The sequence below is a fragment of the Nonomuraea guangzhouensis genome (assembly GCF_019396345.1).
GTDB lineage: Bacteria > Actinomycetota > Actinomycetes > Streptosporangiales > Streptosporangiaceae > Nonomuraea > Nonomuraea guangzhouensis.
In genome coordinates, this window is sequence record NZ_JAHKRM010000003.1 from 127,498 (window position 1) to 144,275 (window position 16,778).

Annotated in this window: 20 protein-coding genes; 6 read left to right on the top strand and 14 right to left on the bottom strand. The window is 69.5% G+C overall.

What is annotated here, in order from left to right; genetic code table 11:
* Positions 1-31: 31 nt before the first annotated feature.
* From KME78_RS06385 to KME78_RS06395, 3 genes are read right to left on the bottom strand one after another with little or no spacing between them, the layout of a single operon-like run.
* Entirely contained in the window at positions 32-709 is a 678-nt protein-coding gene (locus KME78_RS06385) for a response regulator (protein WP_219527834.1), read from the bottom strand.
* Positions 706-1,875, bottom strand: coding sequence for a sensor histidine kinase (locus KME78_RS06390; RefSeq protein ID WP_219527835.1), 1,170 nt, complete (start codon positions 1,873-1,875; stop codon positions 706-708). The genes KME78_RS06385 and KME78_RS06390 overlap by 4 nt, the downstream gene beginning before the upstream one ends.
* Before the next feature lie 36 nt (positions 1,876-1,911).
* Positions 1,912-2,496 (bottom strand): hypothetical protein, encoded by a 585-nt coding sequence (locus KME78_RS06395; protein WP_219527836.1) that lies wholly within the window; start codon positions 2,494-2,496, stop codon positions 1,912-1,914.
* Between the two features lie 217 nt (positions 2,497-2,713).
* On the opposite strand from KME78_RS06395, the gene KME78_RS06400 reads away from it, so the two are divergent.
* Positions 2,714-3,472, top strand: coding sequence for an SRPBCC family protein (locus tag KME78_RS06400; RefSeq protein WP_219527837.1), 759 nt, complete (start codon positions 2,714-2,716; stop codon positions 3,470-3,472).
* A 40-nt stretch (positions 3,473-3,512) separates the two neighbouring features.
* On the opposite strand, the gene KME78_RS06405 is transcribed toward KME78_RS06400, so the two are convergent.
* The gene (locus KME78_RS06405; RefSeq protein WP_308126830.1) at positions 3,513-3,899 is read right to left on the bottom strand and encodes a winged helix-turn-helix transcriptional regulator; all 387 of its coding nucleotides are present in this window, start codon (positions 3,897-3,899) and stop codon (positions 3,513-3,515) included.
* Positions 3,900-4,000: 101 nt separating this feature from the next.
* Here KME78_RS06405 and KME78_RS06410 point away from each other — a divergent pair, with 101 nt between their 5' ends.
* Positions 4,001-4,663 (top strand): NADPH-dependent F420 reductase, encoded by a 663-nt coding sequence (locus KME78_RS06410; RefSeq protein ID WP_219527838.1) that lies wholly within the window; start codon positions 4,001-4,003, stop codon positions 4,661-4,663.
* Between the two features lie 68 nt (positions 4,664-4,731).
* Here the strand turns inward: KME78_RS06410 and KME78_RS06415 are convergent, their stop codons facing one another.
* The 3 genes from KME78_RS06415 to KME78_RS06425 form a co-directional block, all read right to left on the bottom strand.
* Positions 4,732-6,267 carry an alpha/beta fold hydrolase gene (locus tag KME78_RS06415; RefSeq protein WP_219527839.1) on the bottom strand — a complete coding sequence of 512 codons (1,536 nt, stop codon included), beginning with the start codon at positions 6,265-6,267 and terminating at the stop codon, positions 4,732-4,734.
* A gap of 147 nt (positions 6,268-6,414) precedes the next feature.
* Positions 6,415-6,816, bottom strand: a complete 402-nt coding sequence (locus KME78_RS06420) for a VOC family protein (protein WP_219527840.1) — start codon at positions 6,814-6,816, stop codon at positions 6,415-6,417.
* A 172-nt stretch (positions 6,817-6,988) separates the two neighbouring features.
* Positions 6,989-7,546 (bottom strand): TetR/AcrR family transcriptional regulator, encoded by a 558-nt coding sequence (locus KME78_RS06425; protein WP_219527841.1) that lies wholly within the window; start codon positions 7,544-7,546, stop codon positions 6,989-6,991.
* A gap of 49 nt (positions 7,547-7,595) precedes the next feature.
* Between KME78_RS06425 and KME78_RS06430 the strand changes: the two genes are divergently transcribed.
* Positions 7,596-8,771, top strand: a complete 1,176-nt coding sequence (locus KME78_RS06430; protein WP_219527842.1) for a cytochrome P450 — start codon at positions 7,596-7,598, stop codon at positions 8,769-8,771.
* Positions 8,772-8,781: 10 nt separating this feature from the next.
* Here the strand turns inward: KME78_RS06430 and KME78_RS06435 are convergent, their stop codons facing one another.
* The 3 genes from KME78_RS06435 to KME78_RS06445 are packed head-to-tail and all read right to left on the bottom strand — an operon-like array spanning position 8,782 to position 10,615.
* Complete coding sequence (locus KME78_RS06435; RefSeq protein WP_219527843.1) at positions 8,782-9,321, bottom strand: ferritin-like domain-containing protein; 540 nt, start codon at positions 9,319-9,321, stop codon at positions 8,782-8,784.
* Positions 9,322-9,377: 56 nt separating this feature from the next.
* Positions 9,378-9,824 (bottom strand): DUF1905 domain-containing protein, encoded by a 447-nt coding sequence (locus tag KME78_RS06440; RefSeq protein WP_219527844.1) that lies wholly within the window; start codon positions 9,822-9,824, stop codon positions 9,378-9,380.
* Positions 9,821-10,615 (bottom strand): alpha/beta fold hydrolase, encoded by a 795-nt coding sequence (locus KME78_RS06445; RefSeq protein WP_219527845.1) that lies wholly within the window; start codon positions 10,613-10,615, stop codon positions 9,821-9,823. Before KME78_RS06445 ends, KME78_RS06440 begins: the two co-directional genes overlap by 4 nt.
* A 58-nt stretch (positions 10,616-10,673) precedes the next feature.
* Between KME78_RS06445 and KME78_RS06450 the strand changes: the two genes are divergently transcribed.
* Positions 10,674-11,519: a helix-turn-helix transcriptional regulator gene (locus KME78_RS06450; RefSeq protein ID WP_308126831.1), complete on the top strand. Its 846-nt coding sequence runs from the start codon at positions 10,674-10,676 to the stop codon at positions 11,517-11,519.
* On the opposite strand, the gene KME78_RS06455 is transcribed toward KME78_RS06450, so the two are convergent.
* The gene (locus tag KME78_RS06455) at positions 11,512-13,500 is read right to left on the bottom strand and encodes a zinc ribbon domain-containing protein (RefSeq protein WP_219527847.1); all 1,989 of its coding nucleotides are present in this window, start codon (positions 13,498-13,500) and stop codon (positions 11,512-11,514) included. The two genes, KME78_RS06450 and KME78_RS06455, sit on opposite strands and share 8 nt — an antisense overlap.
* A gap of 270 nt (positions 13,501-13,770) precedes the next feature.
* Between KME78_RS06455 and KME78_RS06460 the strand changes: the two genes are divergently transcribed.
* Together KME78_RS06460 and KME78_RS06465 are read left to right on the top strand one after the other, a co-directional pair.
* Complete coding sequence (locus KME78_RS06460; RefSeq protein WP_219527848.1) at positions 13,771-14,115, top strand: hypothetical protein; 345 nt, start codon at positions 13,771-13,773, stop codon at positions 14,113-14,115.
* Positions 14,078-15,040 carry a quinone oxidoreductase family protein gene (locus tag KME78_RS06465; RefSeq protein ID WP_219527849.1) on the top strand — a complete coding sequence of 321 codons (963 nt, stop codon included), beginning with the start codon at positions 14,078-14,080 and terminating at the stop codon, positions 15,038-15,040. The genes KME78_RS06460 and KME78_RS06465 overlap by 38 nt, the downstream gene beginning before the upstream one ends.
* Before the next feature lie 96 nt (positions 15,041-15,136).
* Here KME78_RS06465 and KME78_RS06470 read toward each other — a convergent pair whose 3' ends face one another.
* The 3 genes from KME78_RS06470 to KME78_RS06480 all read right to left on the bottom strand — a co-directional run bounded on the left by KME78_RS06470 (position 15,137) and on the right by KME78_RS06480 (position 16,697).
* Positions 15,137-15,430 carry a DUF6355 family natural product biosynthesis protein gene (locus KME78_RS06470; RefSeq protein WP_219527850.1) on the bottom strand — a complete coding sequence of 98 codons (294 nt, stop codon included), beginning with the start codon at positions 15,428-15,430 and terminating at the stop codon, positions 15,137-15,139.
* A 13-nt stretch (positions 15,431-15,443) separates the two neighbouring features.
* Complete coding sequence (locus KME78_RS06475; protein ID WP_219527851.1) at positions 15,444-15,767, bottom strand: DUF6355 family natural product biosynthesis protein; 324 nt, start codon at positions 15,765-15,767, stop codon at positions 15,444-15,446.
* Positions 15,768-15,977: 210 nt separating this feature from the next.
* Positions 15,978-16,697: a GAF and ANTAR domain-containing protein gene (locus KME78_RS06480; RefSeq protein WP_219527852.1), complete on the bottom strand. Its 720-nt coding sequence runs from the start codon at positions 16,695-16,697 to the stop codon at positions 15,978-15,980.
* Between the last annotated feature and the right edge of the window lie 81 nt (positions 16,698-16,778).

The following is a 16,778-nucleotide window of genomic DNA, read 5'->3' on the forward strand; positions in this document are numbered from 1 at the left end:
TACGTCCCCGCCTACCCCGTCCGGCCACGTATTACGCACCCGGCACCGCAAGGCCCGATTCGTAGGCGGTGATCACCGCCTGCACCCTGTCACGCAGCCCGAGCTTGGCGAGCAGATTGCTGACGTGCGTCTTCACGGTGTGCTCGCTGACCACCATGGCCTGCGCGATCTCCGCGTTCGACAGCCCGCGTGCGATGAGCTGCAGCGTCTCGCGTTCCCTCGTGGTCAGTACGTCCAGCGCCGCACCGGGCCGGGCGGCCGGCCGGGAGGTGAACTCGGAGATCAACCTCCTGGTCACCGTCGGCGCCAGCAGCGATTCCCCCTCCGCGACCACCCGTACGGCGTTGACCAGGTCATCACGGCGCACATCCTTGAGCAGGAACCCGCTGGCGCCCGCCCGCAGCGCGTCATAGACATAGTCGTCGTGGTCGAACGTGGTGAGCATGAGCACCCGGCAGCCCGTCTCCGCGCACACGATCTTGGCGGCCTCGATGCCGTCCATCCTGGGCATGCGGATGTCGAGCAGCAGCACGTCCGCCGCGTGCTCGCGGACCGCGGCGATCGCCTGGACGCCGTCGCCCGCCTCGGCGACCACGTCGATGTCCGGCTGAGCGTCGAGGATCATCGCGAACCCGCCCCGGACCAGCTCCTGATCGTCGGCGACCACGACCCGGATGCTCGGGCGCGCGTCCGAACCACCGCCGGTCATGCCTGGGCCAGGGGGAGTCGTACCGACACCTGGAAGCCCGGCCCGTCCGTGCGGCGACCGGCCACGGCGGTGCCCCCGCAGGCGGTGGCGCGCTCCCGGATGCCGATCAGCCCGTGCCCCCCGGAAGGCAGTCCGTGCCCGTTGATCGCGCGGCCCCGGCCGTCGTCGGTGATGTCGAGCAGCAAGGTGTCGTCCTCCCAGGTGAGCCGGATGTCCGCGTGGTTCGCGCCGGCGTGCTTGACGATGTTGGTGAGTGCTTCCTGCGTGACCCGGTACGCGGCGACGGCGCAGTCGGGCGAGACGGGACGCGGCCGGCCGGTCGAGGCGAACCCCACCCGGAGCCCCGCGTGCGAGACCTGGTCCGCCAGGGCGGGCAGATCGTCGATGGTCGGCTGGGGCGCGCGCGGCGCCTCCTCGTCCTTCAGCACACCCAGCATCCGGCGGAGCTGCATCATCGCGTCCCGCCCCGCCGCGGCGATCGCGTCGAAGGCGGCCTCCGCCCGGGCCGGGTCGCTCCTGACCACCACGGGCCCCGCCTCGGCCTGGACGACCATGAGGCTTACCGCGTGGGCGAGGATGTCGTGCATGTCGCGGGCGATCCTGGCGCGCTCCTGTTCGGCGGCGCGTTCCGCTTCCACCTGTCGCTCCCTTTCCAGCCGTTCGGCCCGTTCCTCCAGCGCGGCGGCGTGGGCGCGGGAGGTGGCCGTGGCCCTGCCGATGGCGTACGCGGCGACGAACAGCACGGTCCCGCGCAGCGCGGTCTCCGACGAGCCGACCAGGAGCAGGCCACCGGCGATCGTGAAGGCGAACACGACGATCCGCTGCCAGGTGCCGGAGTAGGCGGCGAGCGTGTACACCGCGACGAGCCCCCCGTACCAGATGGGCTGGCGCGCGACGTGGTCGGCGAGATCGTAGAGGGCGCCCGTGCACAGGCAGATGATCAGTACGGGGATCGGCGCCCGTCGCCGCCAGATCAGCGGCAGTGACGCGGCGATCACCACCGCATACCCCCACCAGTCCCAGGGCACGCCGGTCCGCTCGTCGCTGGACAGCAGGGGCCAGAGCTGGGCGATCAGGATCGCCGCGGTGAGCGCGCCGTCCACCCACAGGTGAGGGAGCGCCCCGATCCTTCGCCGCACGATGTCAATAAGCGACAAGTCGGACACAGTGCCTCATCTTTCCGCACTTTTACCGGAGGTCTCTCATGCGTGAGCGGGGACGTGCCGCGCCACCGGCGTGCGGCGGCCCATCAGAGGCAGGAACGAGACGAACAGCAGGACCGCGCCCACCGGGATGAGGTCCTTGTTCACCGCCGACAGCACGATCTCGGCCAGCACCGCGACCGGCACCCAGACCTTGACCATCCGGTGCCCGGCGAGCAGGGCGGCGAAGGCGAGCTGGGCGACGTAGAACAGGATCGGGCCCGCGCTGTAGACGGCCAGCGACACGCCCGGCACCGCCTGTACCTGCTCGAACATGGGGCTCATCGCGTCATGGTCGGCCGCCAGGAAGCCGACGATGATGTCGATCGTGAACTGGGCGGCCGCGCAGCCGATCCCGACGACGCCCGCGACCAGGGCCGTGCTGGCGACCGCAGACCGCCCCAGCATGCTCCGCATTTCCCAAAATATCGGGACAAACAGTGTCAACGCGCCGAGAAACGCCAGGTGCCCGACGGTCCAGGCGACGCCGGGACCGCGGACGCCGTCGAGGCCGTCGACGATTCTGAGCACGCCGTAGGCCAGGACGAGCAGCGGGGCGGCGATGAGCGCGGTGCGATTCTTCATGGTCGGTTCTCCTCGGAGGTGCGGGATATGCCGCCAATCCTCGGATTTATCCGCTCGAAAGGGATCGCCGCGACGGGCGATCCTCAGCCTCCCTCTCAAGAGTGAGTCGGCTCGCCCCCATGGGCGACCGTACCGACAATCATGGCATGCTTGACAAATTCTATTGTCGGTGGAAGTGTCGACAGCACGGAAGGGGACATCCACCGAGGAGCCGGTCATGCCACACGAGTTCGAGGTAAGTCACGAGATCGAGCTGGACGCCTCACCCGAGGAGGTCTGGCAGGCGATCGCCGAAGGGCCGGGCATCGACTCCTGGTTCATGGGCCACAGCGAGCTGGAGCCCCGCGAGGGCGGCAGGGGCAAGCAGACCTTCGGCGGCGGCTTCACCATGGGCTCGACCATCACCACATGGGAGCCGGGCAAACGGCTCGCCTACTGCGGCGACGAGAACCCCGAAGACGGCACGTTCATGGCGTTCGAATACCTCATCGAAGGCCGCGAGGGCGGCAGCACGGTGCTCCGCTTCGTGCACAACGGCTTCCTCGGCGACAACTGGGAGTCCGAGTACGACGCGCTGAAGATCGGCGACCTCCAATACCTCAACAAGCTGGCCACCTACCTCAAGCACTTCCGCGGCCGGATCTCGACGCACAACCTCATGCTCTGGGGCCCGCAGACGTCGCACGCCCAGGCATCGGCCGCCTTCCAGGACGTGCTCGGCCTGACCGGCGGCATCACCGCGGGCGACCGGGTCACGATCACGCTCGACGGGGTCGCGCCGGAGGAGGGCGTCGTGGAGTGGGTCACCGATCCGGGCGCGTTCACCGGGGTGCGGACCGCCGACGGGCTCTACATGTTCATCCACGGTCAGGGCACGGTCGTGGTCGAGCACCATGCCTACACCGACATCGACGGGCAGGCGCTGGAGCAGGCCTGGCAGTCCTGGCTGGCGAAGACCTTCGCTCAGAGCTCCTAGCAGCCACGCGGAGGCGGATGGCCCCGCCTGGCCGTGCGGGTCAGCCGGCCGTGCGGGCGGAGTCGTCGTAGGCGGTCAGGACCGTGTCGGCATAGCGGTAGGCCCAGTCGCCCAGGGCGCGGATCGGCGTCAGCAAGTCCTTGCCCGCCTGGGTCAGCTCGTACTCCACCCGCGGCGGGGCCTCGGCATAGCGTCGGCGTTCGACCAGGCCGCAGCGTTCCATGCGACGCAGGGTCTGAGTGAGGACCTTCTGGCTGATGCTGCCGATCTCCCGGCGGAGCCGGCCGGGGCGCATGGGCCCGTCCTTCAGGGCGAACGCCACCACCGGCAGCCAGGCATGGGCGAACAGGTCCACGGCCAGACGGGCTGGGCAGTCGGCGATGAAGTCGCCGTAGGGCTCGAACGGGGAGTCGTCGTGGTGGTCCACACGCGCCAGTCTCCCGCATTCGTTCGGCACCTGGAGGTGCCTATCGGCACGCTTACCGTCTTCGCAGGAAGCTGACGTTCAGGCGAGGAAGAGGGAAAGACATGCGTATTGGCATACTCGGGGCCGGGCAGATGGCCGAGGCGCTGGGATCGGGCTGGGCGCGGGCGGGGCACGAGGTGATGGTCGGCGCACGGTCGCCGGAGAAGGCGCGCAAGCTGGCCGAGGCGATCGGGTCGGGCGCCCGTGGCGGTGATCTGCGCGCCGCCGCGGCGCACGGCGAGGCGTTGCTGCTGGCCGTACCTGCCCTGTCGGTGGGCGGGATTCTCACCGAGGTCGGCGCGGCGGACGGCGCGTTGGCCGGTCGGACGCTGATCGACTGCACCAACGCCTACGAGCCTGACGCGTTCACCAACGCGCCGAACTCGTTCCTGCTGGCCGAGGCCGCGGTGGCTGAGCGGGTGGCCGGGCTGGCCCCTGGCGCGGGGGTTGTCAAGGCGTTCAACGTGTGTGCCGCGGAGGTATGGACCTCCCACGCGGGGCGCGGGCTGGGGGTGCCGCTGTGCGGCGACGATGAGCGGGCCGTGGAGGTGGTCGCCGGTCTGGTGAGCGATCTGGGGTTCGATCCGGTACGGGCAGGTGGGCTGAGTCGGGCGCGATACCTGGAGGCCGTGAGCGTGTTCGTGGTCGGCCTGTGGTTCGCCGGGTACGACGCCCGCCAGATGTTGCCGCCCCTTCAGGAGGCGTTCGCCCATTCTGACGCCTGACCTCGGCCCGCTGCAGAGCCATCGGGCCTGGCAGTCCATGGTGGGCTACCGGGCCCGGAGGCCCGGGATCAGCTCGGGATCGGGCTGCCCGCGCAGCCTCTGTCGATCCGGCCCGTCTCGAAGTAGCGCACCACGTCGGCGGCGCACTCAGGTATCCGGGTGGTGGACACGTGCACGTCGTCGGCGACCGTGTAGACGGTGCCGCCGATGGCGCGCCGCGTCTGCAGCGTCCAGTCGTAGACGGACATGAACTCGTACAGATGCCCCGCCAGCACCAGCGACCCGCTGCCCCGCTTCAACGTGGCCTGCTGCACCGGCAGCGGCCAGCCGGAGCACATGACAGCCAGTCCCCAGCCCCGGCCGGTCGCCGGGTGGCGCTTCACGAGCTGCTGGTAGTCACGCCATGCGGGGTCGAACCTGAGCCGGCTGCTGTCCTCGTTGCACGCGACCGCCATGTTCATCGTCATGTTCAGCATTTCCGGCGCACCGGGCACCGGCGCCCCCATCGGAGCGCCGAACATCTCCTTGACGGTGGGCGGGGCGGTGGTGCCCGTCGCCGTCCGCAGTTCGGCCAGCGCCTTGCCGGCCCGCGCCCACTCGGTCGAGTTGCGCCTGGCCAGGTCGGCGACGGCCGCGCCGTCGATGGGCCGCTGCAGGTCGGTGTAGGTCTTGGGGCTCTTGTCGTACGCGCTGACCAGTTTCACCACCTCCTCGCGCACCTGCCGGGCGGTCGTACCGAGGCCGTAGGTCTCATCGCGGCGGGCCAGCCAGGCGGCCATGCGTCCGAAGTCACGCTCGGCCGCCGCCGCGGCGCCCTCGAGGTGCTCGTCAAGACGGGTCCACGGCGGCGCCACGCTGTCCAGGAAGGCCCGTCCGGTGTGTTCGGGGAACAGGCTGCGGTACACCATCCCCAGATAGGTGCCCCAGGAGAAGCCGAGCAGGTTGAGCGAGGGCTCACCCAGTGCGGTCCGCACCAGGTCCAGGTCCTTGGCCACGTTCGTGGTGGTGAGCTGGCCGAGGAAGGCGGGGTCGGAGCGTCCGCACTTCTGGCCGGCGGCGACCTGGGCATCGTAGATCTTCCTGGCCGCCTCCTTGGTCAGCGTGCCCGGCTCCTGCGGGCCTCCTGGCTCGATGGGGCAGGCGACCTTGGCGCTGTACCCCACGCCGCGCGGGTCGAAGCCGATGATGTCGTATCGCTCGTTGAGCTTGGCCATCTCCTCGTTCCTGAGCGCGGAGCGCAGGATCGGGTCCAGGTATCCGCTGTTGCCCGGCCCTCCCGGTAAGACGGCGGTGGCGCCGAGCCGGTGCGCCTTGTCCGTGGCGGTCAGCCGGGTCACCGCGATGTCGATCTTCCGCCCACCGGGGTCGCGGTGGTTCAGCGGGACGCTGACCGTCCCGCACTCCAGGCGCTTCATCAGGGTACGGAAGTCCGGCACCCGCTCCTCCGCCACGCCCAGGCTCTTGATCACCTCATCGGAGTAGGCCGGGCAGGATTTCCACTGAACCGACGGCGGGCTGGTGGCACCCGCCGCGGAAGGCTGCGTCACCAGCCCTGCCAGAACCAGCGCCAACGCCAGCGCCGTGAGTGATGTTCGGTACGTCATGCGGGACAGGTGTAACGCAGCGGCGGTTTCCTCACCGTTTCCAAAGCCGCTGGGTGCGGCTCGTTTCGAGTGAGGTGGGTCAGATCGTCATGCCCGTCGGTCGGTGAATCGGTTGAGACCCGGTCGGCCGCGCGCTGGCAGGGTCAGCTAGCCAGGAAACCGTTGCAGGGGAGACTTGTCCCCGACGAGCCACAGGTGGCCGAACGGGTCGACGAAGCCTCCTTGCCGGTGAACGCCCCATGGCGCCTGATGGTCGCGGATCTCGTCGATGCTGCCGTCCGCGCCGGCTGCCACGGCACGTTCGATGAATCCGTCAGGGTCGTCGGTGAAGACCTCGACTCGCACGGTCCTGGTGCCGGCTATGGCCGGAGCGTTCCAGCCGTTGTTCTCGGGCTCGCCCACGAAAACCGGGGCACCGGCGATGCTCAGCCCGGCGACGCCGCCAAGGTTCCACAGTTCCGTCGCGCCGAGTGCACGTTTGTACCAGTCAACAGCGGCAGGTGCGTCCTGGACCGCGAGCATGAGCGAGATATGCACATCCGGTGTCATCCCAGCCCTCCCGCCGCGCCAGTTCCTCCAGCAACGAACCCACCCTCACCACCGCCTTACACGGCTGCACCCATGGTAGAAGGTGGCACCCCAATCGACCAGTCATGACCACAAAAGCCCAGCTCAGGCTCTTACTGAGGAAGAGTCACACCCAAAGCCGTTTCCAGAGCGGTCAGGAGGCCGCTTCGATGACGCCGTGGATGGCCCGGGAGACACGCTCGGCGGCCGTGCCGGGATCGGGCCGTCCGGCGTCCAGCCACGCGATCACCCCTTCGATGGCCACCGCGAACACCAGCCGCGCCGCCCAGTCCGCCCACTGCCGGTCGGCGATCCTGGCGGCCAGATGCTCGCGGGCGATCTGGACGGACTCCCTGGAGAAGTCGTCGACGAGGTCACGGAACTCCGGCTCGCGGGCCGCGTACCGGAACAGCAGCCTGAACCCGTCGGGGTCCGCCTCGGCCGCCCGCATGAGCGCCGGGATCGTCCGGTCGGTGAAGCCCGCGTCCCCCACCCGCTGGGCGAGATGCGCGCACGCCCGGTCGAGCACCGCCCGATAGAGATCGGTCTTCGACTCGAAGTGCCGGTAGAGGATCACCCGGCTCACGCCGGCCTCGGCGGCCACGTCGTCGAGGCCGGTGGCCGTGTAGCCGCTGCCCGCGAAGGCGCGCGTCGCGGCGTCGAGGATCTGCTCCCGGCGCTCGGCTCGGGGCATCCGCCGGACGGTTTCCATGCGCGCGCTCCTCTTGTTTACTCTCCAGTCTACAAATACCGTTGTACACATGCCAGTAAACAAGCTTCCCTTCGACCAGCCCGAGCTCCTCCGGCCGGCGCCGCTGTTGCGCGCGCTCCAGGCCGAGGGGCCGGTGCATCGCGTTCACACGCAGACGGGCGACGATGCCTGGCTGGTGACGGGCTATGAGGAGGTACGCCGCCTGCTCGACGACGACCGGCTCGGCCGCTCGCACCCCCAGCCGGAGCAGGCCGCGCGCATCGGCGAGTCCGCGCTGTTCGGTGGCCCGATGGGTGAGTTCGACACCGAGCGCGAGGACCACACCAGGATGCGGTCGGTGCTCCAGCCGCACTTCACGCCGAAACGCATGCGGGCGTTCCGCCCACGCGTGGAGGAACTGACCACCCAGCTGCTCGACGAACTGGAGCGCCAGGGCTCGCCGGCCGATCTCCACCAGGCGCTGGCGCTGCCGCTGCCGATCCTGGTCATCTGCGAGCTGCTCGGCGTGCCGTACGAGGATCGCGACCAGTTCCGCGCCTGGTCGGAGGCGGCGGGCAACACCGCCGACAATGCCCGCTCGATGCGGGGACTGGCCGACCTGTACGAGTACGGCAAACGCATGGTCGCCCTCAAGCGCCACGAACCGGGCGACGACGTGATCACCCGGCTCACCGAGCTGCCCGACACGGACGACGACGAGATCGCGAGGCGGGCCATGGGCCTGCTGTTCGCCGGGCACGAGACCACGGTCGTGCAGATCGGCATGGGCGCGCTGTTCCTGCTGGCCAACTCCGGGCAATGGGAGGCCCTGCTGGCCGAGCCCGACCTGCTCACCGGGGCGATCGAAGAGATCATGCGGACGCCCATGGTGAACGGCACCGGCGGCATCCCCCGATACGCCCGCGTCGATCTGGCGGTCGGCGATGCCCTGGTCAAGGCGGGCGACCTGGTCCTGCTGCACATCGGCATGGCCAACCACGACGAGAAGGTGTTCGCGGACCCGGAGCGCTTCGACGTCACCCGGCAGGCGGCGGGTCACGTCTCGTTCGGGTACGGCGCTCGCTACTGCATCGGGGCGCCGCTCGCCCGGATCGAGCTGCAGGCGGTGTTCGCCCAGCTCATCCCGCGTTTTCCGGGGATGCGGCTGGCGGTGCCCGTCGAGGAGCTCCGGCTGCGCGCCGACTCCTTGACCTCGGGCCTCGTCTCGCTGCCCGTGAAGTGGTGACTGCGTGGGATCAGGTATCTGAGGGGATGCGTTCGAGCAGGCTCTGCATGTCGTCGGCGTGCTCCTCCTCCTTGGCGAGCAGCTCCTCGAACACGCGGCGGGTGGTGATGTCCTTGTCGCCCAGCCACTGGATGATCTCGGTATAGCTGGCCACGGCGACCCGTTCGGCGACCAGGTCTTCCTTGATCATGTCGATCAGCCCGCGGCTCTCGTCGTACTGGGAGTGGGCGCGGGAGCTCAGTGTGTCGGGGTTGAAGTCGGGTTCGCCGCCGAGCTGCACGATCCTGGACGCGAGCTTGTCGGCGTGCTCCTGCTCCTCGGCCGCGTGCTCCAGGAACTCCTGCGCCACGGACTCCGACTGCAGCCCGGAGGCGGTGTAGTGGTGCCGCTTGTAGCGGAGCACGCACACGAGCTCGGTGGCGAGGGCTTCGTTGCAGACCTGGATCACGCGCTCCAGGTCGGCACCGTAGGCGTCGGTGATCGGCCCCTTGCCGATCTCCGCCCTGGCACGCTCGCGGATGGTCTTGATGTCGGTCAGGAACTCAGCCATGGCGCCCCTATGCCCACTCACTTGGCGACGACGCCATTTCACCCGCAAAAGTGCGGTCAGGCCTCACCGTTGGCGAGCCTGGTGATGGTGTCCGCGACCCGCCGCTGCCTGGTCTCGGCCTTCTTGGCGCCCTCGACCTGCAGGACATAACGGAGTTTGCGCGAGTACGACAGCCCGTCGAAGAAGCGCTTGGCCTCGGGAGCGCCGTCGAGCGCCGCGGCCAGGTCGGCGGGCACCGCCACCTCGCGCGGCGCGGTGTCGAGCTCCAGCGCGACCTCCACCTCGTCACCGGCGGCCACACCCGCGCCCTGCCGATGCTCGGCGCTGATCGGCAGCATGTGCCGGCCGCCCATGGAGGCGACCGTGCTGCGGTACTCATACCCGTTGATCGTGACGTTGACGGCGGGCCGCTTGCTCCCGCCGAGTCCCTCGACCACGTCGGCGGGGACCTCGATGCCCGTGGCGGTCTTGCCGTTCAGTTGGACGACGGCGCGGAATCTCATCGGAAGAACCCTTCCAGAACCGGTGCCAGGGCCGTGGCCTTGACGATGTGCGTCTGGCCGTCGAGCGTGCGGTGCTCGGCGTTGGGCAGCACGCCGGCCCAGGCCCGCATGCCGTTGCGCATCCACGCCGGGCTCTTGCCGCCGTCGATCACCAGGGTCGGGATCTTGACCGAGGCCCAGGGGGCGGCGGGCAGTGGCTTGCCGCGCTCGTAGTCGGCCACGAACGCGACGTCGTAGGCGAGCGTGTGGATGATGGCCTTCATGCCGGACCAGGCGGGCATGAAGCGCATCATGAAGACGATCGCGCCGGGCAGGTTGACGCCCTCGCGCATGAAGTAACTGATCGCCTGGCCTCGGCGGCCGGTGGCCACCATCTCGTCGATCTGCTGCACATAGTCGTCCGGGATCGGCGGCCGGGTGTCGTCGACCACGAACGGCGCCTCGTAGACGGCCACCTTCGACACCGGCAGCCCGCTCTCGACGGCCGCCATGGCCAGCGCCGCGCCCGACGAGATGCCGTACAGGAAGGCGGTGCCGCCCGCCTGCTCCACCAGCGCGGCGAGGTCCTCGATCTCGCGCTCGGGGGCGAACGGCGCGGTGTCGCCGCTGGCGCCACGGCCACGGCGGTCGTAGGTGTAGACGGTGAAGCTGCGGGCCAGCTCCTTGGCCAGCGCAGGGTTCGGCCCGGCCGCGCGGTGGCAGAGCGCGCCGTCGACGAGGATGACCGCCGGACCCTGGCCGATGCGGTCATAGGCGATCTGGGTGCCGTCTTTGGAAGTGACCTTGTCCATGGTCGCAGACTCTCACCGACAATTAAATTTGTCAAGAGACGTCGCTTATGGTGAGTTGGTGACTGCCAGTCAACGCCGCCGTGACCAGCTCAAAGAGTTCCTGCGTGCCAAGCGGGAGGCCCTCACACCCACCGACGTCGGCATGCCTGCCGCGGGTCGCCGCCGCACTCCCGGACTGCGCAGGGAAGAGGTGGCCGTGCTCGCCGGTGTCGGGGTGTCCTGGTACACCTGGCTGGAGCAGGGACGCGACATCAAGGTCTCCGACGCCGTGCTGGACGCGGTCGCCCGCGCGCTGCGGCTCGACGAGGCGGAGCGCACGCACCTGTACGTGCTCGCCGGGCTCAATCCGCCGGACCCCGCGGGCCGGCCGGGCGAGCCGTTGAGCGACCAGCTCCGCGGGGTGCTGGACGCCTGGATGCCCAACCCGGCGCACGTGCTGGACCGGCACTACAGCCTGGTGGCGATGAACGACGCCGCCAGGTGGGTGTTCGGCTATGACGACGATGTCCGCAACTGCATGGTGGCCTTCTTCACCCACCCGACCTATCGCGGCAGGTTCACCGAATGGCACGAGTTCGCCCCGGACATGGTGGCCGACTTCCGCGCCGGCGCGGTCCGGTATCCCGACGATCCGGTCTTCGAGCGGATCGCCGAAGAGCTGTGCACGGCCAGTCCGGAGTTCGCCGAGCTGTGGGCGCGGCCGGATGTCCGTTCCCGCTCCCAGGGCATCAAGGCGATCACGCACCCCGAAGCCGGGGACCTCACCTTCGAGTATTCGCTGTTCCGGTTGCCGGATCGCGCGGACCTCAACGTGGTGCTCCACACGCCGCACCCCGACACCGACACCAAGGAGAAGGTGGAGAGCGTCTTGAATTCTCTGTGGTTCCCTGAAGGAATCAGGTAACTCGGACAGGCGTGGCCTGGCCTGGGCTGTTCCCGTGCTCGAGGAGCGTGAGTACGGGGGTGGCTTTGGCGTGGTGGAAGCCGGTCCGATGGTGAGAATTCCTGACATGCCCTGTCCGGTACGGCTGGCGCCGTCCCGGCTTGGGTGCATGGCCCGCCGGACGCTGTCCATCGCCGGTGGGCGGTGGGGCGGGCACCGTGCGCCGGTCGGGCACACGGCTGAAAGTCATCGAGTTGTTTCGTGCGTTGGCTGAGGTGCGGGTGGGTCGTTTTGGGGTGGGGCGGTTCTTGGCTCTGTCCCGCGCCGCCGGCCGGGGGTGCAGGTCTGCTCGGGTGCGGCGGGCGCGCCGGGCCGCCCGGGTGGGCTTGCGGGTTCGGCGGGCGCGGGCGACGTTGCCCTCCACGACGGTGGCGATGGTGCGCGCCCCGGTCGAGCGGTGGGTGCGGGTGGCGTTTTGGCCGAGTAGGCCGCGGGATAGGATCCGCTCGGCCGCTGCCCAGTCCCGGTCACAGGACAGGCCGCAGGCCGGGCACCAGGCCCACCTCCAGCCCCGCTCGTCGAGCCGGTCCGGGGCCGGGCAATGCTTGAGCGCCGACGTGCCCTCCCCGCAGCGGGGGCAGTACCTGGAGGTGCCGCGGGCCGGGACGGTGACCACGGCGATGGTGTGCTTGGCCGCCAGGTGCCGGATCGCCTCGACGATCTGCCCGCGTACCTGTCCCGACAGCCGCGCGTTCGCCTTCGCGTTGCGTCCGCGCGCTTCCAGGGTGGCCAGGTCTTCCAGGTAGATGACCGTCGCCCCGGCGGCGGCGGCCTGGTCGACCGCCCATCGCGCCGCCGACCAGGCCAGCGCCTTGTTCACATGTCGGATGCGAGCGCACAGCCGCTCATGCTCGACACCGAGAGCCTGGCAGGCCGTACTCAACGCGACGTAACGGGAATCAGCCAGCGTGATCCCCGCCAGCAGCTCTTCCATGTGCCGGTGCTTGGCGGCCAGGTGTTCACGCTCGGCCCGCAGCCGGTGCAGCTTGGCGCAGATGCCGCTCGCGTCGTAGGCGAACGGCCGCCCATCACTGATCACCCGGCCGTCGGCCAACTGCCCTGTTACGCCGGTCAGGAGGGTGTTGAGGCCCCAGTCGAAGCCGGACCCGATCACATGCCCGGTGGCGGGCGCGAAGCCGATGGGGGTCTGGAACGGCAGGTCGACGCGTACCCGGCCTTTTGCCACCCGCAAGGTGGGGGTGCGCAACGCTGCCTGCGGTGGCACGGTCGGCGGCAACGCGACCGGCAGCGCATGCCAGGCCCAGTCCTTGGCTGACGCGGGCGATTCGACCAGGGGGAGCCGCACCCGCAGGCGGGCGGTGTGGCTGCCGGTGCGTTGCAGGGTGAGCAGTTGCCGGTCGGCGGCCGCCAGTACGATCTGTGCCGCAACGTTCGGCGTCTCCTCCAGGTCGGTCAGATCGGCCGGGAACACCTCTTGCTCGTCGAGGTAGGTGCGGATCTGCCGGGTCCGGTTGCGGATGTCCGCCGCGCTCACCCCGTCCGGCAGCAGCGCGCGCAACGCATCCCACTCGGCGCCGGTACGCGCACCCGCATTCTCCGGCCACGTCGCCACGATCGCTGCCACCAGGCGGCGCCGGTGCAACGCCAGCCGCAACAGGCGAGCGGCCTGCTCCTGCGCGCACCGCATCACCCGATCACACACGTGCACGCCCGCGGCCGGACCCACGCCCCAGCCCAGCCGCCGAACAGCCATCCAGCCCTTCGACGGCAATACCCGCCCGTCCAGCCCCACCCCGGACTCCAGCGCGTCCAGATCGGCCGCATTCCACCGGGCCGCGATCAGGCGGGCGGTCAGGTCGCCTGCCAGGCCGGCCAGCCACGCCACCCGCACCACCAGCAGACCCTGCGAAACGACCTCGCCACTCGCCTCCACCACCGCCGCATAAGCGGTGCAAGAGGCGGTCGCGGTGAGTTCACTCATACACCGCTCCCGTCTCGGGAGCGGGCCGAAGATGGCGAACCGCCCTCAGATCGGCCGCCACCTGGGCACCGCTCGACGGCCGGTAACCACATGCGGGCACGAGGGTGCCGACCGGGCGGCGGTCGTGGCAACAGGTGCACCACACGGTCAGCGCGTCGTGATCGGCGGGGAGCCGGTACGCCCGCATGCCTGCACCCCGCCCCTCCGGAACGCAATCTCACGATCGGTAGCCGAAACATTACCACTGGTTGACCCTGGCGGGTAGAACATATGAACGACAACATTCTGACCTGCCTGCTTGGCCAAAACCAGCCGCACCCCCCATGTCGCGGACGTGCAGACCCAGCGGCGCCGCAGGCAACCGGTTCGGCGAGCGTCTCGCCGAACCATGACCGGCCCTGCCAGATGATCCTGCTCGGCCCGGCCGACACCGCCGACCAAGAGGAAAACTATGAGGATCATGGCGGATATTCAGGCCTTCGTAGCGAAAATAAGCAGCAGTTCATACCCTGGTGGTGGCACACCCAGGTTGAGCTGACACTGCCTTGCCGATGGCCGTCGGAGCACGATGGACGGCATGAAGGCAATCACGATTCCCGAATTCGGCAGCGCTGACGTCCTCCGCCTCGACGAGGTCGAGATCCCCGAGCCCGGGCCGGGGCAGGTCTCCATCGACGTGGCCTACGCGGGCGCCAACTTCGCCGAGATCCTCTACCGGCAGGGCGTGGTGGACGTGCCTTTGCCGTTCGTGCCCGGCATCGAGGTGTCCGGCCGTGTCCGGGCGCTCGGCCCCGGCGTCGAGGGACTGCGCGTGGGCCAGCCGGTCGCCGCGCTGACGATCGTCGACAGCGGTGGCTACGCCGAGGTGGTGACGACCTCCGCCGACCTGGTGGCCCCGCTGGACGGCTACGACCTCGGGCTGGGCATCGCGGCGGCGCTGCCGTCCAACAGCACCACCGCGTTGCTCGTGCTCGACCGGGTGGCTCGCATCGAACCGGGGGAGAGCGTGCTCGTGCACGCCGCCGCCGGAGGCGTGGGCAGCCAGCTCGGCCAGGCCGCCCGGTTGCTGGGCGCGGGCCGGGTGGTGGGCACCGTGGGCAGCGCCGCCAAGATCGAGAAGGCCGAGGCGTTCGGCTACGACGAGGTCGTCCTGCGCGACCAGGTGGCCGAGGCCGGCCGGTTCGACGTCGTGGTGGACATGGTCGGCGGTACGACCCGCCGGACCAGCCTGGACCTGCTCGCGCCGATGGGCCGGATGGTGGTGATGGGCAACGCCTCCGGCGCCGAGGACGTCGGGATCTCGGCCAACGAGGTGTGGTTCACCAACAAGACGGTCTCCGGGTTCAACCTGGCCGCCTTCTCCGCCGCCTTCCCCGCGGAGGCGGGCCGGGCGCTGCACCGGGCGGTGGCCGCGGCCGCGAGCGGGGAGCTGCGGGTGCAGGTGGAGTCGCTGCGGCTGGAGCAGGCCGCGGAGGCGCACCGCCGCATCGAGTCCGGCCGTACGACGGGCAAACTCGTGCTCGAAGTCGAACGCGTGTGAGCGCCCGAATAATTGATCGACCACCTAGCGGATGGTGGTGGTGAACGCGGCCGCGTTCACCACCACCAGGGAAACGTCAGGCGTCCAGGAGAGGGTTCAGCAGAGCGCCCCCTTGTAGTAGGCGTAATGAGCCAGGGAGTGCAGCACGTTCTGGCCGGGACCCGCGCACAGGTCGTAGTCTTCGGATGCGGCCACCAGCACCCGTACCCAGACGCGGGTGTTCGCGTCGCAGTGCACGTAGTACGGCGAATGCCCCCCGAGCCCGGTCGTGCCAGGCACGAAGCCGCAGTAGTTGTCCGCATGAGCGGGTGAGGCCGTCACCGTGGAGGTCGCGATCGTGGCCAGGAGGACGGAGGCGGCGACGGTCGCCGTTACCAGCTTGCCGAGCATGTGATTCTCCTTGTCATGGCCAGCGGATGTCGCCGGGCTTGTCGCAGGTCTGGCCGGCGTACCAGGCGTTCTTGACGATGAAGACGTGGCCGATGTCGGTGCGTCCGGGAGGGACGCATAGATCCGGCTCGTTCGTCTGGGTAGTGAAGTTGATGTGGATCCACACGTTCGTGCGGCTGTCGCAGTGGTAGTAGACGGTGCGAACTCCCTCCACTTTGAAGCCGCAGCCGTCAGCATGTGCCTGTGTGAGAGGAAGAGCCACCGGAAGAGCAGTCAGCGTGCCGGCGATGGCGATGCCGGCGGCTGCGCGTCGTACGTGTGATGTCAGGCGTTTCATGGATATGAGTTCCTCCTTGGTCTTGAACCGCAGCGGCTATTTCGCCAGGTCGCCGCGGTGCTAGTCAGCAAAGCCCGTGGTCTGGGTGTCCAACAGGGGTGCGGACGGAGTCGGACGGACTCGGACGGAGTCGCTCCATCGATGACCAGACCTGGACGGCGGGTTGCCTCACACAGACGTGATCACGAGCGGCTGTTCTTACCTGGGCGCTCAGGACGGCGGATCGTCGAAGTGCAGGCTCTCCGGGGGATGACCGCTCACCGACCGGATGAGATCGGAGGACACCTCGCGTACCTTCCGGTTCTGCTCATGGGAGATCTGGCGCAGCAGGTCGAAGGCGTCGTGGGCGGTCCAGTGGTGTTCGCCCATGATGATGCCGAGCGCCTGGTCGATGATCGCGCGGGTGCCGAGGGCCTCGCGGAGCTGCGTGGCCAGCTCGATCTGGCGGGCCGAGCGCAGGGCCGCGTCGAGGAGGAGCCCGATGTGCTCGGCGGTCAGGCGGGCGGCCCGCCTGGCCTCCTGGACGAGGGCGCCGGGTCGGCGGAAGTAGAGGTTCAGCGCGCCCAGCCATACGCCTTCGACCCGCAACGGCTGGGAATGTACGCTCCTGACCCCGTGAGCGAGCATCCGCGCCGGATATCCGCTCCACCGCGTTTCGGTGGCGAGATCGGTGGCGGCGACGGGATCCCCGGTCGCCATGGCGTCGAGGCAGGGGCCTTGGCCGCCGCTGTACTGGATCTCGTCGAACACCCTGACGTGGGCCGCGGAAGAGGCGACGGTCTCTACGCGCCCGTTCTGGCGCAGGGTCACGCCCGTCATGGGCCGGCCCGGCATGGCGGCGGCGATGTCGGCGATGTGACGGAGCGCCATGCCGAGGTCCTCGGCGCCGTCCATGACGGCGGACAACTCATGAAGCGTTGCGGTGTCCATCGGGGAGTCTGCCATCTCGCCCGTGAACTGCCCTGGGCCGGTGCCGCCTAACGTCTGAGGCGACCCTGTTCGTAGGGTGGT

Coding starts and splice junctions, on each gene's coding strand:
- KME78_RS06385 (WP_219527834.1), bottom strand. CDS start 709: ATGACCGGCGGTGGTTCGGACGCGCGCCCGAGCATCCGGGTCGTGGTC.
- KME78_RS06445 (WP_219527845.1), bottom strand. CDS start 10,615: ATGGACAAGGTCACTTCCAAAGACGGCACCCAGATCGCCTATGACCGC.
- KME78_RS06410 (WP_219527838.1), top strand. CDS start 4,001: ATGCGTATTGGCATACTCGGGGCCGGGCAGATGGCCGAGGCGCTGGGA.
- KME78_RS06395 (WP_219527836.1), bottom strand. CDS start 2,496: ATGAAGAATCGCACCGCGCTCATCGCCGCCCCGCTGCTCGTCCTGGCC.
- KME78_RS06460 (WP_219527848.1), top strand. CDS start 13,771: ATGAACGACAACATTCTGACCTGCCTGCTTGGCCAAAACCAGCCGCAC.
- KME78_RS06415 (WP_219527839.1), bottom strand. CDS start 6,267: ATGACGTACCGAACATCACTCACGGCGCTGGCGTTGGCGCTGGTTCTG.
- KME78_RS06475 (WP_219527851.1), bottom strand. CDS start 15,767: ATGAAACGCCTGACATCACACGTACGACGCGCAGCCGCCGGCATCGCC.
- KME78_RS06480 (WP_219527852.1), bottom strand. CDS start 16,697: ATGGACACCGCAACGCTTCATGAGTTGTCCGCCGTCATGGACGGCGCC.
- KME78_RS06440 (WP_219527844.1), bottom strand. CDS start 9,824: ATGAGATTCCGCGCCGTCGTCCAACTGAACGGCAAGACCGCCACGGGC.
- KME78_RS06465 (WP_219527849.1), top strand. CDS start 14,078: ATGAAGGCAATCACGATTCCCGAATTCGGCAGCGCTGACGTCCTCCGC.
- KME78_RS06425 (WP_219527841.1), bottom strand. CDS start 7,546: ATGGAAACCGTCCGGCGGATGCCCCGAGCCGAGCGCCGGGAGCAGATC.
- KME78_RS06400 (WP_219527837.1), top strand. CDS start 2,714: ATGCCACACGAGTTCGAGGTAAGTCACGAGATCGAGCTGGACGCCTCA.
- KME78_RS06470 (WP_219527850.1), bottom strand. CDS start 15,430: ATGCTCGGCAAGCTGGTAACGGCGACCGTCGCCGCCTCCGTCCTCCTG.
- KME78_RS06430 (WP_219527842.1), top strand. CDS start 7,596: ATGCCAGTAAACAAGCTTCCCTTCGACCAGCCCGAGCTCCTCCGGCCG.
- KME78_RS06435 (WP_219527843.1), bottom strand. CDS start 9,321: ATGGCTGAGTTCCTGACCGACATCAAGACCATCCGCGAGCGTGCCAGG.
- KME78_RS06420 (WP_219527840.1), bottom strand. CDS start 6,816: ATGACACCGGATGTGCATATCTCGCTCATGCTCGCGGTCCAGGACGCA.
- KME78_RS06455 (WP_219527847.1), bottom strand. CDS start 13,500: ATGAGTGAACTCACCGCGACCGCCTCTTGCACCGCTTATGCGGCGGTG.